The organism is Chroococcidiopsis sp. CCNUC1, from assembly GCF_023546805.1.
GTDB lineage: Bacteria > Cyanobacteriota > Cyanobacteriia > Cyanobacteriales > Chroococcidiopsidaceae > Chroococcidiopsis > Chroococcidiopsis thermalis.
In genome coordinates, this window is record NZ_CP097480.1 from 4,789,796 (window position 1) to 4,803,866 (window position 14,071).

Here is a 14,071-nt window from a genome sequence, read left to right on the forward strand (position 1 = left end):
AAGCAATTTAGTATTCGTTGATAATAAATTTTCATCATAAAAAATACTGGCTTTGTCAAAGTTGCAATGTTGATTATTCTGCCGCATCCTTTCTTGAAGCTTATGGCTTCTATCTTTAGGTATGGTTCCTCAAACAAAATTCAAGTATTCCTATAGACGCATATTATTTGCTTATCTAGCAGCAACGGCAGCTCTTTTAGGAGGGTTTTCCCTGACGACGTACAACTCAATTGGTAATGCTCTAAAGAAACAATCGGACGATCGCCTCTTAACTTTGGCACAAGCTGCAATTCCGAGTTTTGAGATCGTGAAATCTCAAAATCGGCAAAACCTACATGAGCTTCCTTGGCGCAAACTTTTTGCTGCTAAAACTCAAAGTTGGGAATGGTTCGACGCTGATGGTAAATTACTTTTGAGTCAAGGAAATCGCTTTCCTTCTCTTCCCATCTCCCGAAATGTCTTCCATTCTCGCTGGCAACCAATCGCGCCTATTTTCCAACAGCAGAGAGAATTACGGATTGCCACCATTGCTGTCTATGTCAGCGATCCGAAGCTAAAAACGCTACATCTAGAAGGATATATTCGGGTAAGCGAATCCACACAGCCATTAGAATTGATTTTGGCTCGGCTACGGCTATGGCTTGGCTGTCAGGGAATTACGATTTTATTTATCTTTGGTATCGGTGGCGTTCACCTCAGTCAGTGGAACTCCCAGCCGCTACAACAAAGCTTTCGACAGCTCAAACAGACTGTTACGAATATATCTCATTATCTCCGCCACCCGTTGACGCGAATTACCCTAGCGATCGCACTGCTAGCAGGAGAAGCAGAATCAGCAATACCACTCGATCGGCAAAAATTAACGATCGTTGCTAACGCTACTGACGAACTAGAGCATCTGGTAGAAGATTTACTGATTTTGACTCGGAGCGAGGTAGCACTTTTACCAACTGAGTTAGAGACAGTAAATATTCGCTTAGAAGAATTGCTTTTACCTATATTAGAACAGTTCGATGCCCGTGCTACGTCACAAGGTATTGCTTTTCAAGCTCAATTGCTACCTGGTTTATCTGTGCGGGGAGATCCAATTCATTTGGGTCGTTTATTCTCAAATTTACTGGAGAACGCGATCGCTTATACGGAAAAAGGAGGTAGTATTTCTCTCGCAGTACGCAAGTCTAAACGTAAAGCGATCGTTTCAGTTGAAGATACAGGCATTGGTATTCCACTAGAGCATCATGCTTCAATATTTCAGTGGTTTTGGCGCTCCGAACAAGCGCAACAACAGCAAAAGGGTTTGGGATTAGGTTTGGCAATTGCTCAAGCAATTGTGAAGCAGCACGGAGGCGAAATAGCTGTTAAGAGCCAAGTTAACGTTGGTAGTTGTTTTCAGGTGATTCTACCCTTACTTTAATTAAGAGTAGAAAACTTTCATTTCCTACTCTCTTTTAACACAGTAATGGAAGCTACTAGATATGTAATGTTTATACAACCCGAAATTCAAAATCAGATCAGCCGCAACCGCAACCAGTGTGACCGCAGCCACTACTACCATCGGGATGACCGCTAGCACAGGCTTCACTACAGTAAGCCTTGCCATCTTTTTGAATCGCGTCCTCTAAGGAAACAACGCACAAGCAATTGTCACAAGCACATTTCATTGAAGTTACTGTCGTCATAGTTTTAATCCTATTCACCTCTCCCATCAGGATAACATATGAACATACATTCAGATGTTTTTTAAGAAAAGTTCACCTAAGCTAAAGTTCACCTAAGCTGTTATCCAGGGAAAGAACTGTTTCCTTGAAATCGAACCAACACAAACCAAGTTTGATTTTTGACTTTTGACTTTTATCGATAATTGGTGAATTGTAGAGCTACAGGATAATCTTCTTGCTTCAAGCGTCCCATTACAGCTTGCAAGTCATCTTTAGATTTCGCCGACACCCGTACAGCATCACCTTGAATTGAAGCTTGCACTTTTTTAAACTCATCGCGGATCAATTTAGAGATTTGTTTGCTAATTTCTTGACTGATGCCCTTCTTGAGCTTAATTTCTTGCCGGACGCGGTTACCACTAGCAGATTCCACTTTGCCGAAATCAAAAATTTTCTGAGATAGTTGACGCTTTGCAGCTTTTTCGCGCAGTATAGTATGAACGGATTCGAGCGTAAATTCGCTATCGGTGTTGACAGTAATCGTCTCTTCACCTAACTCTACTGTCGTTTGAGTATCTTTGAGATCGTAACGGCTTTTAATATCGCGGCTAGTCTGATCGACAGCGTTAACTAGTTCTTGGCGATCGAAGTCGCTGACAATATCGAAGGAAAAAGTAGAAGCCATAAGAATGAGGGGCTAGAGGCTATAGAAAGACAAGGGAGAGGGGGAGACAAGGGAGAGGGGGGAGACAAGGGAGACAAGGGAGACAAGGGAGACAAGGGAGAGGGGGGAGACAAGGGAGACAAGGGAGAAAGAAATTTAAAATCTCCACACCCTACACCCTACAGCCTACACCCCACTTACCACTAGTCACCAGCTACTAGCCACTAATAACTGGTCACTGATAACTAGTTGCTTGTAGGATGCTAGTAATAAACAAGATACCAGAGCAAAGACTGCCGATCGCAAACATCAGCGATCGCGCTAAGGGGATATTAGCTATGTAGAATATCGAGTAAAACAATCGCACTACCACAAAGGCGATCGCCGCTCCCACAGCCAAGGTAGAATCAACTCCCGTAACATATGCCATCAACGCGGCTGGCGCAAAAATGGTGAAATTCTCAAATGAATTTTGGTGCGCCCAAGCTGCTCGTTGCGCGTAGGGTGGTAGCTTGTCAAACATAGCACGAGGAGCTGCCATATCGTAGCCAGCTTGCACTCGTCCGTAACCGACAAGGAGAAACGGTACATAAACCAGTACTGCTGCTACTGCAATACAAAAGAGAAAAATTGCTGAAGTAGGGAGTTGTGAGTTCATCTCGATCAGTCAAGGTAGAACAGCGTCACGATCTTCCTTTGATCTTCTGCCTCTTGGCAAGTTTGCAAAAGCGTGCGGCTATCGTGGAAAGCAAAGCAGATTAGCTGTTGGCAACGAGAAACGATCTCTTGGTTGCATACAGCACTAGCTTCTGCCAAAGACATTTGGTCGTTTTTGGCGTTTTCTACTAAATGCATCACCTTTTCTAACTGCTGGCGCGATTCCAGGGGTTGACGCTCTAAACTTTGTGGCAGAATTACAGTCAACATATTCGCATCGGCACGCATCGCACCGCGAATAGCAGCTGAATTTGTCCCCGTCGCACCGGAAGTTATAATCCGATTACCCGACAGAACCAGAGCGTAGCTCATCATTTCGATTAAGTGCTGATGAGTCAGGGGGACGTGACGCGACCCCAGTAAAGCAATTCGTTTTGCGCCCGTTTGCTGAATCGTTGCCAACTCTTGGGCAAGGGTATCGACATCGGATACATTGATAGACTGGCTCTGCTCGATCAAGGACGTAGGTTCGGATACACAACCTAGTTATTCTAGCAGAGAACAGTTATTAGTTATCAGGGAAGAATGGTAATTGGTAATTGGTAATTGGGAGTTATCAGTGGCGAGTAGCAGGAGGTTAGTTAATTGTGAATTGCAAATTGCGTAACGCTAAACGCTGCGCTATACTGCGTGAGCGCTGCGCCTTTGGCTAACATGTAGCTTGTTTTCCCGTAGGGGGAAACGCTTTGTCGAAGACTAGGGCTAGTGTAGCGCAGCGTAAAAGTGCGAATGGCGAATTGTCCCCTGCTATTTAAGTAACTCTATTGCTCGATCGATCCAAGACAACCAGTGGGTTTCGTAACTAATACCATTCAGGAGAGTGAGGTATTGAAACTTTTCGATTTCGGATAGTATTTGCGGATTGCTAAAGTACTTTTGCTCTATAGCTTTGTATACTGCCAGCTTTTCCTGATGTGCTTTTTGATGACGCTTCAACTCGATCGCGATCGCTTGAGGAGCAACATAACCAGCAAAAATTTTGACTAATAAATCGTCCTTGATTGGTGAAGCCTCTGAGGGGGAAGCTATCCAAGACTTTAGCTGTTGTTTGCCTATTTCTGTCACATAGTAAAGCTTTTTATCTGGTTTTCCTGATTGAAGCACAGTTTCGCCTGCAATCCAGCCTTGTTGTTCTAATTTGGATAATTCTCGATAAATCTGCTGGTGACTTGCTGCCCAGAAGTAGCCAACTGAGCCATCAAATTGTTGGGCTATATCGTATCCGCTTAAGGGAGTATCAATTAATCTGGCAAGGATCGCGTGCGTTAAAGCCATAATATTTCTTTACTTTACTTATGCAAAAAAGTGCATATGATAGTAGTATATTCAACTAATTGCATATTAACCGCTCTGCAATGGCTGTAAAGACGTTATATGCAACGTCTCTACTGGTCAAAATTAGTCGATCGACCACCAATTAATGAGGAGATTCTCGTATGAGTTATTCAATATATCAAGTTGAGTTACCAGAAAACCCCGAAGCGATCGCCTTTGTGAACGGTTTCTTGGCACGCGATCGCGCAGGCTTGATTTGGCTGTGGAAAAATCTCTTGTGGATTAAGAACACCACAGCAACGGCTGATGGCTGCGTGCAACTTAAAGCAGGGATTTGCGCTGCTAATGAAGTTGTGATGGTAAGTTATTGGCGATCGCCGCAAAGCTTGCAAGCATTTTTCAAAGGGAAATTTCATCGCCAGATGATGCAATTTGTTGCCAAGCATCCCGAGAGTTTGTGTTTATATAACGAGACATATCAACCTACAGCAAGTGGTAAATACTCGCACGAACCGCAGGGAATGGCAACTATTTATGGATAATTTAGATCTAAGGCAAAGCAACAGCAGGGCTGAGGTCGAGTTGAGATAATAAGCGATTAAAGTCAAAATGTTCTGTCATTAACTGACGGATGCATTCAACTTTGAAGGGTTCGTGCAGGCGCACTTGTCCGAACGTGCGATCGACGATCTCTACTGTAGTTAACGTATCGAGATCGACCGAGAGGATGGGAATTTCGAGTTCTTCTGCTTTACTAAGGATAAAAGTTGGTGCGGGAAGCTTGCCCGTTAGAATGAGGCATTGAGTAGAACTTTCCAAAGCTGCTAATTGAATTTCAACGCGATCGCCTCCCGTGACGACAGCCATATTTCGCCGCTGTCCGAAATATCTCAACGCTGAGTTGACATTCATAGCTCCAATTGCCAAACTTTCCACCATCAGATCGAGGCGATCGGCACGACAGAGGACATCTGCTTTTAACTGATTGACTAATTCTCTAACGCTGACACTTCTGAGTAAGCGATTGCTAGGCAGCATTCCTAAAACTGGAATACTGCGTTTTTCCAGATAAGGACTGACTTCTGCTGCTACAGCTTCCATCTGTTCGAGAGGAATATCATTCAGTAGCACGCCAATTAAGCGATCGCCCAAGCGCCGTCGTGCCGAAATCAATGGTTCCACAGAAAACGCCGATTTGTAGCGAGACACTAGTAGAATTGAAGCATTAATAATTTCAGATACTTGCAGCATTCGCAGATCGAACAAACTGCCCTCTTCCAGAGTTCCCGGTCCTTCCAAGACTGTCAGATCGCCTGCTGGAAGTTGCAGATATTGCTTCAGGCGTTCGCGGTAGTCGATGTTGTCTTCTCCTCGCAAGCGTTTGCCAATGGCATTTTCGTCCAAGGATAAGATTGTGGGAAATACCCGCTGTGGTGGGAGTTTCAGTAGTTTAGTCACAAACTCAACATCAGCATCAGCGATCGCGGCTGTGGTATCTTCACTAAAACAGCTACCCAAAGGTTTGCCGTAGGCAAGATCCAGCCCCATTTGTTGCAATCGATGAGATAGACCTAATACAGTGGCAGACTTACCACTGTAAGTCTCAGTTGAACCAATTAGCAAAAACTTAGCAGCCTTCGACACCCACCCACTCCTAACCCCAGTCAGGGAAACAAATCAACTTTTATACTATTTTAATTAAGTAGAACTAAATGAAAAATGTATTTTTGCTAAAGCAATGAAAAGAGCAAGCGATCGGATTTAATAGTGACTAGTGACTGGTGGCTAGTGGCTAGTGACCAGTTACCAACTACCAACTACCAGTTACCAGTTATCTAACAACCATCACTACCGATTCGATCGCGCTTTTGCACAATCATCTGTGCCATTCGTCCTGCACCAATGGAAGCAGGCATAATCACGCGATCCGCACCAGCTAATTTGAGTTTCTTTTCTGTCGAGGGATATTTCTAATACAGGTGTCCTGCCAAAACTCGCCCCTACGACTCCCCTTCTTCCGTGACAACCCACTAGAGGTATATCGGTGCTAGGATTGCGACAGAATCAGAATAGCGATTAAGAAGGACAAAAAACTAAATGGTAGAGATGGATAGGTCAATATCCTTCGATGGAAGGGATATTCGACTTAGAGTAGGTATGTTAGCCCCTCAAGCTGGGGGAGCAGTGTTAATTCAATCAGGCGATACGGCAGTTTTAGTTACTGCAACCCGAAGTACAGCCAGAGAAGGCATTGATTTTCTTCCCCTGACGGTAGATTATGAAGAAAGACTCTACGCTGTCGGTCGAATTCCAGGTGGTTTCTTGCGGCGTGAAGGTCGCCCGCCAGAAAAGGCGATTCTGACGAGCCGCTTGATCGATCGCCCCTTGCGTCCGCTGTTTCCTGGTTGGCTGCGGGACGATCTGCAAGTCGTGGCGACGACTCTGGCAATGGATGAGTTAGTCCCGCCGGACGTGCTAGCGGTAACGGGTGCATCAATGGCGGTGATGCTGGCGCAAATTCCTTTTAATGGACCAATGGCAGCCGTGCGCGTCGGCTTGGTAGGAGATGATTTTATTATTAACCCTACCTATGCTGAAATTAAAGCCGGAGATTTGGATCTGGTGGTAGCAGGCACTCCAGACGGCGTGATTATGGTAGAGGCTGGAGCTAACCAGCTATCAGAACAGGATATGGTTGAGGCGATCGATTTCGGCTACGAAGCCGTGCGAGATTTGATCGCTGCTCAACAAGACTTTCTCAAAGAGTTAGGGGTCGAACCGCCACAAGTCACACCGCCAGAAGTGGATTCTACTTTAACAGACTTCATTCGCGATCGCGCCCAAACTCAAATCAAACAAATTCTCTCGCAGTTTGACCTTGACAAAAATAGCCGCGATGCTGCCCTTGATGAAGTGAAAGCAGCTGTTGCCGAAGCGATCGCGGAACTGCCAGAAGAAGATCCGGTAAAGGTGATTACGACTACCGAAAGCAAAGCACTGGGTAACACTTTCAAAGATTTGACCAAGCAATTGATGCGACGGCAAATTGTTGAAGATGGCGTGCGGGTTGACGGACGCAAACTAGACGAAGTACGCCCTGTTTCCTGTAGAGTTGATGTTTTACCCAAGCGGGTTCACGGTAGCGGTTTATTCAATCGCGGTCTGACGCAGGTTCTGTCTGCCTGTACTTTAGGGACACCAGGCGATGCTCAAAACTTGTCTGACGATCTGCAAGAAGACCTAGAAAAACGCTATATCCATCACTACAACTTTCCGCCCTTCTCGGTTGGGGAAACAAAACCTCTGCGCGCCCCAGGTCGGCGGGAAATCGGTCACGGAGCCCTAGCAGAACGTGCCATCCTGCCCATTCTACCACCCAAAGCTGATTTTCCCTACGTCATTCGCGTAGTGTCGGAAGTCCTCTCTTCTAATGGTTCTACGTCGATGGGTTCGGTCTGCGGTTCCACTCTTTCCCTGATGGATGCAGGCGTTCCGATTCTCAAACCCGTGAGTGGGGCAGCGATGGGACTAATTAAAGAAGGTTCCGAAGTCCGCGTCCTGACTGATATTCAGGGGATTGAAGACTTCTTGGGCGATATGGACTTTAAAGTGGCTGGAACGGATACAGGAATTACAGCCCTGCAAATGGACATGAAAATTTCTGGGCTGCCTCTGGAAACGATCAAGCAAGCCATTGACCAAGCGCGTCCCGCACGGATGCACATCTTGGAAAAAATGCTTCAGGCGATCGACCAGCCGCGTAGCGAAATGTCAGCCTTTGCCCCGCGTCTGCTGACAATTAAGATCGAGCAAGATCTGATCGGCATGATTATCGGACCTGGTGGCAAAACAATTAAAGGGATCACCGAAGAAACTGGAGCCAAAATCGATATTGAAGACGATGGCACGGTGACTATCTCTGCAGTGGATGAGAGCAAAGCGAAAAAAGCTCGTAACATCATTCAGGGAATGACCCGCAAGCTACAAGAAGGAGAAGTCTACGCTGGTCGCGTGACTCGAATTATTCCCATTGGCGCGTTTGTAGAATTTTTGCCTGGAAAAGAAGGCATGATCCACATTTCTCAACTGGCTGACTATCGTGTAGGGAAAGTCGAAGACGAAGTCACAGTTGGTGATGAAGTGATTGTCAAAGTCAGAGAAATCGATGGCAAAGGTCGGATCAATCTGACTCGCTTGGGCATTCATCCCGACCAAGCAGCCGCAGCGCGAGAAGCAGCTGTGAAGTAAACAGGAGTCAGGAGTCAGGAGTCAGGAGTCAGAATAATTTGTAATTATCTGCCTGTGTTTCCTTGCTCTTGCTCTAACGGTTTTTGTACAAAAGAATAAAGTGCGATCGCCTCAATTCACCACCGTGGATTTGTCACGATCAATGCCTCTGCTGCTGAAGCTTCTAGTGGCATAGAGAAGAAATATCCCTGTCCGTATCCACAGTTCAACTCTCTCAACCGGGCTAATTGCTCTGCTGTTTCTACTCCTTCTGCTGTCACGTCTACGTCAAGCTTTTGGGCAAGCGTCACGATTGTTTCAGTGATTTCTAGACTGACCGCACTAGTCCCGATATTGCTAACAAAAGAGCGATCGATTTTCAACATATCGATCGCAAAGCGGTGAAGACGACCTAAAGATGAATAGCCAGTGCCAAAGTCATCAACGAGCAACCGAATTCCCATCGCTCCGAGTTGCGAGAGCATGACACTTGCCGCTTCATCATTCTGCATAATCGCATTTTCTGTAATCTCTAGCTGTAGACTAGAAGCATCTAGATGAGTCTCCTGTAGGACTCGATCGATGTGCTGTAGCAGCTCAGCTTGCCCAAACTGGGGAGTACCAAGATTGACGTTAATGGTTAAGGATTGAATTGCTCTTGAGGAATCACTCGCGGCGCTTTCCTCGTCAGCTGGGCTAGATAAGAATTGCTCTTGCCACTGTTGAAGTTGGTGACAAGCTTCCCGCAGCACCCACCGATCTAGAGCAAGACCTAGCCCGATTTCTTCTGCAATGGACATGAACTCGGTTGGGTAAACAAGACCTCGATTTGGATGCTGCCAGCGGATTAGCGCCTCAAAGCCTACAATTCTACCAGTTTGCAGCGATACGATCGGCTGATAGTGAATCCGAAACTCCTGACGCTCAATCGCTCGTCGCAGCTCCGTTTCCATCTGCAAGCGTGCGATGGCGCGATTGCGCATCTCTGGGTTGAAGATCTCGTATCGCGCTTTACCTAAGCTCTTGGCTCGGTACATAGCGATGTCAGCGTCGCGCAGTAGGTCTTCTGGATGGTTATTACTTGTCGTTCTCAGGACAATGCCAATACTTGCTGTCGTAAATACCTCTTGTCCGCCTAGATTGAAGGGCAATGTCAGTTGGGCTTGTATTCGTTCTGCGACTTGGATAGTGTCGCTGATGTCATCAATACCCTCAAGCAAGATAGTGAATTCGTCTCCCCCAAGTCTCGCCGCCGTATCTATAGGGCGTATGCAAGCTTCTATTCTTCTAGCAATAGCTATGAGAAATTCATCTCCAAGTGTATGCCCGAGACTATCATTGATTACTTTAAAACGATCTAAGTCAAGGAAGAGGACAGCAAATAGATAATCTTCATCTCGTTTACTATATTCCACCGCACGCTCTAGGCGATTCATGAATAAAGCTCGATTGGGTAAACCAGTGAGGGCATCGTGAAACGCATTGTGTAGCAGTTGCTCCTCTGCGTGCTTACTCTCTGTAATATCTCGACAAATTACGTGCAACTCCGTAGGCGTTCCATCTTGGTCAAATAGTAGTTGGCTGCGTTCGCGAACCCACACAACCGAGCCATCTTTACGAATTTTGCGCAGTTCATTTTCACTAGTGACCAACCTTTCCCTCAAGACTCTATCCAACCACTGTTGAGCCAACTGCCAATCTGGTTGGTAAATCGTCAGCCAAATCGGTCTGCCGATCAATTCTTGTTTGCGGTAGCCTAGAAAATCAGCACCAATCTGATTGATCGATCTAATAATTCCATTAACTGCGATCGAGGCATAGGAATCGGGAGCAGAATCGTACAAATTTTGATATTGTTGCTGACTCTCTCGCAGTGACGCTTCTACTCGCTGGCGTTCTGTAACCGCAGCACCCACAAGCAAACCCGTGTATGAAACTGTCATCAAGCAAAACTGTAAGGCTAATGTATTATTCCCAGAGCGAATGTAAACCAGGAGCGTGACACCAATATTGATGATTAAAACTGCCAGCACTGCTCGCTCGAATCCGTGCCGCACTGCAATCCAAATCAACGGCAAAAACACAAAATAGCTGTATTCTAAAGATAATCCTGGTGGAAATCCATAACCGAGCCAGATAGCGAAAATTAAAGCAGTCATATCTATGCTGTAATCTAGCACCGCTTGACTCCTCAACCGACCTGAGCCGATCTGCTGCGTCGGTCTTTCTTGAGTATCCTGCCACTTAGCCTCAGATGCTAGGCGTAACAAAAGCAAAAGCGGTGGCGCTAACATCGCAATGCCAGTAGCCTCTCCAGCCCATTCGCGGATGACTTGCACCGTCCATTGAGACCAAGAAAGACTGCCAGCTGCTGCTAACGTCGTTACATATAGCCCAGAAACTACAAGCGATGTGATAAAGGTGACAATAGTAAATCTAAAAACGTCCCGAAAACGGCGGAGGTATGGATCGATGTGTAACTTGTGCAACAACAAAGCACTAGCTAGACTGTAGCCTAGCATTATCCAGATAGCACAGAGCAACACGTATAACGGAGCAATGTTTAGTGGGCTCACCACTAACATATGTAGTAACGGAATGAGCAGCAACTCAGGAGTATAGCGCAGACCAAACCCCAACAAAAGTACGAAGTGAAGTCCGGCTGATGGATCCCAAGGGCTGATCGCCGCCGCCGTGTCAAAGACAGAGGCTAATTCTTCTAGACCTAGTCCAGCTAAAACGTAAACCGCCACAAGCAGTAGAGTACGCAGACTTGAGGGGAGATGTCGCAGCCATCTGAATAGTCTTGGGAAAATGTGCCAGTTGTTACGCCCTATTCTCACTACCTCACCCGCTTTCCACTACTTAGATAGTGTAGGGTTCTGTTGGTTAACTTGAATCTAGCTACTTACGTAGAAACGCTTCAAAACCGCAGCAAGATGATTTGGTAGATATCTTAGACTTATTGCAAATGCGCTTTCTTGAGTTTTATCTGCAACAGGTCTATTGTAGGATGGTTGAAGTCTGAGGCAGTTCTTCTCGCCGTTGCTATGATTCTCACCCGCGCCTATCTCGAATCAGGGCTGCTACAAAAAGCGATCGCTCAATCTAAATTGGGAAAACTCCTGCTAAGCGAGGCGGAGTTGCAGGCATCTATTCAACAAACTTTAGCACGACAAAAACCCAATTCTGATATTTGGTTGTTTGCTTACGGTTCTCTGATTTGGAACCCAATTTTTCATTTTGCTGAATATCGCACTGGTACGATTTACGGTTTGCATCGCCGTTTTTGCCTCTGGACTCCCCTCGGTCGCGGTACGCCGGATAACCCTGGTTTGGTTTTGGGACTCGATCGCGGTGGTAGTTGTCGCGGCATTGCCTACAGAATCGCTGCGGCTAATGTCATGTCGGAATTAACCATCGTCTGGCGGCGAGAAATGATTGTTGGTTCCTACGTTCCTACTTGGGTCAAGTTTTATCACGATAAGCAAGTTGTAGAGGCGATCGCTTTTGTTGTGAATCGACGTCGTTCGGGCTACGCGGGTAATATTTCTTTTGACGCTACTGTTGATACTCTTGCCACTGCTAAGGGTGAACTCGGTTCTAGTGCTGATTATTTGTTTCAAACTGTAGATGGTTTAAATAGTGTCGGAATTCATGACAAGCCGCTGTTACGTTTGCGCGATCGCGTGATTGCTAAGCAACAAGGGATTTAATGTCACCTCATGATGCAAAGCGATAACTGAAATATTTTGGTTCGATCGCAATATACTGGTAGGGGCGCACAGCTGTGCGCCCCTACTACGGATTGTGTATTTCATGCTACCAAAGGCTATGACTACCATTGCCCAAACCGATCGCCTCACGATTCGTAGCTGGATTCCTGAAGAGGATGCAGAATCGGCTTTTCAAATTTATAGCGATCCAGAAGTGACGCGATTTATTAAAACTAAAACTACTAGTACTGAAGACGCAATTAAACTACTTCAACGCTGGGTAATATTATCGACTCAACTTAATGGTGGAGGCTTTTGGGCAGTTGTAAGTAAAGCAACGCCTGAAATTCTCGGTACGATTATTCTCATTCCCTTGCGAGATGAAGCAGAACAATGGACACAAGATTATGAAATCGGTTGGCATCTCAAGAAGTCTGCTTGGGGAAATGGATACGCCACGGAAGCAGCCAGGGCAATTCTTAACTATGGATTTAATATTCTAAAATTACCCACAATCTACTCAGTTGCTAGACCCGAAAATACAACTTCAATTCGCGTGATGCAAAGATTGAAGATGATACCAATTGGACGGACTCATAAATACTACAAGATGGAACTTGAGATGTTTAAATTGGGCAAACTCACATAACAGATACTTAGCGCTGGAACGAGTAATGATTAAGCCAGGAGACAGAAGACAGAAGTAGTTTTTCTCCCCCAGCTCCCTCAACTCTCTTCCCTGCTCCCTGACAACTAAATAATCAGTTACATTAAAAGATTGTTGCAGCAAAGGGGAGAAGAGAATGTCGTCTGTAAAACCCACAATCTTAGTTACTGGTGGAGCGGGATATATTGGTTCCCATGCAGTATTAGCACTCAAACGAGCTGGATACGGCGTAGTCGTTCTCGATAACCTAGTCTACGGTCATCGCGATTTGGTAGAGCAGGTTTTACAGGTAGATTTGATTGTTGGCGATATAAACGATCGCCCCTTACTAGACGAATTGTTTGCTAAGTACGACATCGCCGCTGTCATGCACTTTTCTGCTTATGCATATGTTGGTGAATCTGTCACGACTCCAGACAAATATTATCGTAACAACGTCGTTGCCACGCTCACCTTACTAGAGGCAATGCAGGCTGCATCGATCGATAAATTCGTCTTCTCTTCTACTTGCGCTACCTACGGCGTACCTAAAACAGTACCGATTCCCGAAGACCATCCCCAAAGTCCAATTAATCCCTACGGTGCGACTAAATTGATGGTAGAGCGAATTTTGGCGGATTTTGATGTTGCCTATGGCTTCAAATCTGTCTGTTTTCGCTATTTTAATGCTGCTGGTGCAGATCCAACTGGATTGTTAGGAGAAGACCACGATCCAGAAACTCATCTAATTCCTTTGGTACTGCAAACAGCTTTAGGTAAACGCCAGTCTGTCTCAATTTTTGGGACTGATTACGATACTCCTGATGGAACTTGTATTCGCGATTACATCCACGTTAGCGATTTAGCCGATGCTCATATTCTGGGTGTGGAATATCTGTTACAAGGTGGAGATTCAACAATTTTTAATTTAGGTAACGGTAATGGTTTTTCAGTTAGAGAAATCATCGATACTGCCAAGCAAGTTACGGGAAGAGAAATTAAAGTTGTAGAAAGCGATCGCCGCGCTGGAGATCCGCCTGCACTCGTCGGTAGTGGTGAAAAAGCCAGAAAAATTCTGGGTTGGAATCCCCAATATCCAGAGATAGATAAAATTATCAGTCATGCTTGGAACTGGCATCAAAAACGACACGCATAATAACTGAATAGC

General features: G+C 45.6%; 15 protein-coding genes. 8 read left to right on the top strand and 7 right to left on the bottom strand.

All coding sequences use genetic code 11. The features are described from left to right. The first annotated feature begins 121 nt into the window (after positions 1-121). Positions 122-1,414, top strand: coding sequence for a cell wall metabolism sensor histidine kinase WalK (locus tag M5J74_RS22010; RefSeq protein WP_250013180.1), 1,293 nt, complete (start codon positions 122-124; stop codon positions 1,412-1,414). 97 nt (positions 1,415-1,511) lie between these two features. On the opposite strand, the gene M5J74_RS22015 is transcribed toward M5J74_RS22010, so the two are convergent. Beyond that, positions 1,512-1,679, bottom strand: coding sequence for a metallothionein (locus M5J74_RS22015; protein WP_071925448.1), 168 nt, complete (start codon positions 1,677-1,679; stop codon positions 1,512-1,514). 172 nt (positions 1,680-1,851) lie between these two features. Then, complete coding sequence (locus tag M5J74_RS22020) at positions 1,852-2,343, bottom strand: YajQ family cyclic di-GMP-binding protein (protein WP_015156154.1); 492 nt, start codon at positions 2,341-2,343, stop codon at positions 1,852-1,854. Between M5J74_RS22020 and M5J74_RS22025 the strand changes: the two genes are divergently transcribed. Then, positions 2,296-2,529, top strand: a complete 234-nt coding sequence (locus tag M5J74_RS22025; RefSeq protein WP_250013182.1) for a hypothetical protein — start codon at positions 2,296-2,298, stop codon at positions 2,527-2,529. The two genes, M5J74_RS22020 and M5J74_RS22025, sit on opposite strands and share 48 nt — an antisense overlap. Before the next feature lie 28 nt (positions 2,530-2,557). Here the strand turns inward: M5J74_RS22025 and M5J74_RS22030 are convergent, their stop codons facing one another. The 3 genes from M5J74_RS22030 to M5J74_RS22040 form a co-directional block, all read right to left on the bottom strand. Beyond that, positions 2,558-2,980, bottom strand: a complete 423-nt coding sequence (locus tag M5J74_RS22030) for an MAPEG family protein (protein ID WP_015156155.1) — start codon at positions 2,978-2,980, stop codon at positions 2,558-2,560. A 5-nt stretch (positions 2,981-2,985) separates the two neighbouring features. After that, a complete protein-coding gene (locus tag M5J74_RS22035; RefSeq protein WP_015156156.1) occupies positions 2,986-3,498 on the bottom strand; it encodes a DNA-processing protein DprA in 513 nt (170 codons plus the stop codon). Positions 3,499-3,786: 288 nt separating this feature from the next. Next, positions 3,787-4,314, bottom strand: a complete 528-nt coding sequence (locus M5J74_RS22040) for a PadR family transcriptional regulator (RefSeq protein WP_015156157.1) — start codon at positions 4,312-4,314, stop codon at positions 3,787-3,789. 161 nt (positions 4,315-4,475) lie between these two features. Here M5J74_RS22040 and M5J74_RS22045 point away from each other — a divergent pair, with 161 nt between their 5' ends. Then, complete coding sequence (locus M5J74_RS22045; protein ID WP_250013184.1) at positions 4,476-4,856, top strand: monooxygenase family protein; 381 nt, start codon at positions 4,476-4,478, stop codon at positions 4,854-4,856. A 7-nt stretch (positions 4,857-4,863) separates the two neighbouring features. On the opposite strand, the gene M5J74_RS22050 is transcribed toward M5J74_RS22045, so the two are convergent. Further along, positions 4,864-5,958, bottom strand: coding sequence for a phosphotransacetylase family protein (locus M5J74_RS22050; protein WP_106218101.1), 1,095 nt, complete (start codon positions 5,956-5,958; stop codon positions 4,864-4,866). A 151-nt stretch (positions 5,959-6,109) separates the two neighbouring features. On the opposite strand from M5J74_RS22050, the gene M5J74_RS32875 reads away from it, so the two are divergent. Beyond that, positions 6,110-6,232: a hypothetical protein gene (locus M5J74_RS32875; protein WP_256498568.1), complete on the top strand. Its 123-nt coding sequence runs from the start codon at positions 6,110-6,112 to the stop codon at positions 6,230-6,232. 179 nt (positions 6,233-6,411) lie between these two features. Beyond that, entirely contained in the window at positions 6,412-8,562 is a 2,151-nt protein-coding gene (locus M5J74_RS22055) for a polyribonucleotide nucleotidyltransferase (RefSeq protein ID WP_106166491.1), read from the top strand. A 116-nt stretch (positions 8,563-8,678) separates the two neighbouring features. On the opposite strand, the gene M5J74_RS22060 is transcribed toward M5J74_RS22055, so the two are convergent. Further along, positions 8,679-11,294 (bottom strand): EAL domain-containing protein, encoded by a 2,616-nt coding sequence (locus M5J74_RS22060; protein WP_015156161.1) that lies wholly within the window; start codon positions 11,292-11,294, stop codon positions 8,679-8,681. A 297-nt stretch (positions 11,295-11,591) separates the two neighbouring features. Between M5J74_RS22060 and M5J74_RS22065 the strand changes: the two genes are divergently transcribed. The 3 genes from M5J74_RS22065 to galE all read left to right on the top strand — a co-directional run bounded on the left by M5J74_RS22065 (position 11,592) and on the right by galE (position 14,059). Further along, a complete protein-coding gene (locus M5J74_RS22065; protein ID WP_015156162.1) occupies positions 11,592-12,257 on the top strand; it encodes a gamma-glutamylcyclotransferase in 666 nt (221 codons plus the stop codon). A 118-nt stretch (positions 12,258-12,375) separates the two neighbouring features. Continuing rightward, positions 12,376-12,906, top strand: a complete 531-nt coding sequence (locus M5J74_RS22070; protein ID WP_250013185.1) for a GNAT family N-acetyltransferase — start codon at positions 12,376-12,378, stop codon at positions 12,904-12,906. Between the two features lie 154 nt (positions 12,907-13,060). Further along, on the top strand, positions 13,061-14,059 hold the full coding sequence (gene galE / locus M5J74_RS22075; protein ID WP_250013187.1) for a UDP-glucose 4-epimerase GalE: 999 nt from the start codon (positions 13,061-13,063) through the stop codon (positions 14,057-14,059). Positions 14,060-14,071: the final 12 nt, after the last annotated feature.

What these genes read in the sequence shown, in the direction of transcription:
- M5J74_RS22010 (WP_250013180.1), top strand. Translation starts at nt 122, where the DNA reads ATGGTTCCTCAAACAAAATTCAAGTATTCCTATAGACGCATATTATTT.
- M5J74_RS22015 (WP_071925448.1), bottom strand. Translation starts at nt 1,679, where the DNA reads ATGACGACAGTAACTTCAATGAAATGTGCTTGTGACAATTGCTTGTGC.
- M5J74_RS22020 (WP_015156154.1), bottom strand. Translation starts at nt 2,343, where the DNA reads ATGGCTTCTACTTTTTCCTTCGATATTGTCAGCGACTTCGATCGCCAA.
- M5J74_RS22030 (WP_015156155.1), bottom strand. Translation starts at nt 2,980, where the DNA reads ATGAACTCACAACTCCCTACTTCAGCAATTTTTCTCTTTTGTATTGCA.
- M5J74_RS22040 (WP_015156157.1), bottom strand. Translation starts at nt 4,314, where the DNA reads ATGGCTTTAACGCACGCGATCCTTGCCAGATTAATTGATACTCCCTTA.
- M5J74_RS22045 (WP_250013184.1), top strand. Translation starts at nt 4,476, where the DNA reads ATGAGTTATTCAATATATCAAGTTGAGTTACCAGAAAACCCCGAAGCG.
- M5J74_RS22055 (WP_106166491.1), top strand. Translation starts at nt 6,412, where the DNA reads ATGGTAGAGATGGATAGGTCAATATCCTTCGATGGAAGGGATATTCGA.
- M5J74_RS22065 (WP_015156162.1), top strand. Translation starts at nt 11,592, where the DNA reads ATGATTCTCACCCGCGCCTATCTCGAATCAGGGCTGCTACAAAAAGCG.
- M5J74_RS22070 (WP_250013185.1), top strand. Translation starts at nt 12,376, where the DNA reads ATGACTACCATTGCCCAAACCGATCGCCTCACGATTCGTAGCTGGATT.
- galE (WP_250013187.1), top strand. Translation starts at nt 13,061, where the DNA reads ATGTCGTCTGTAAAACCCACAATCTTAGTTACTGGTGGAGCGGGATAT.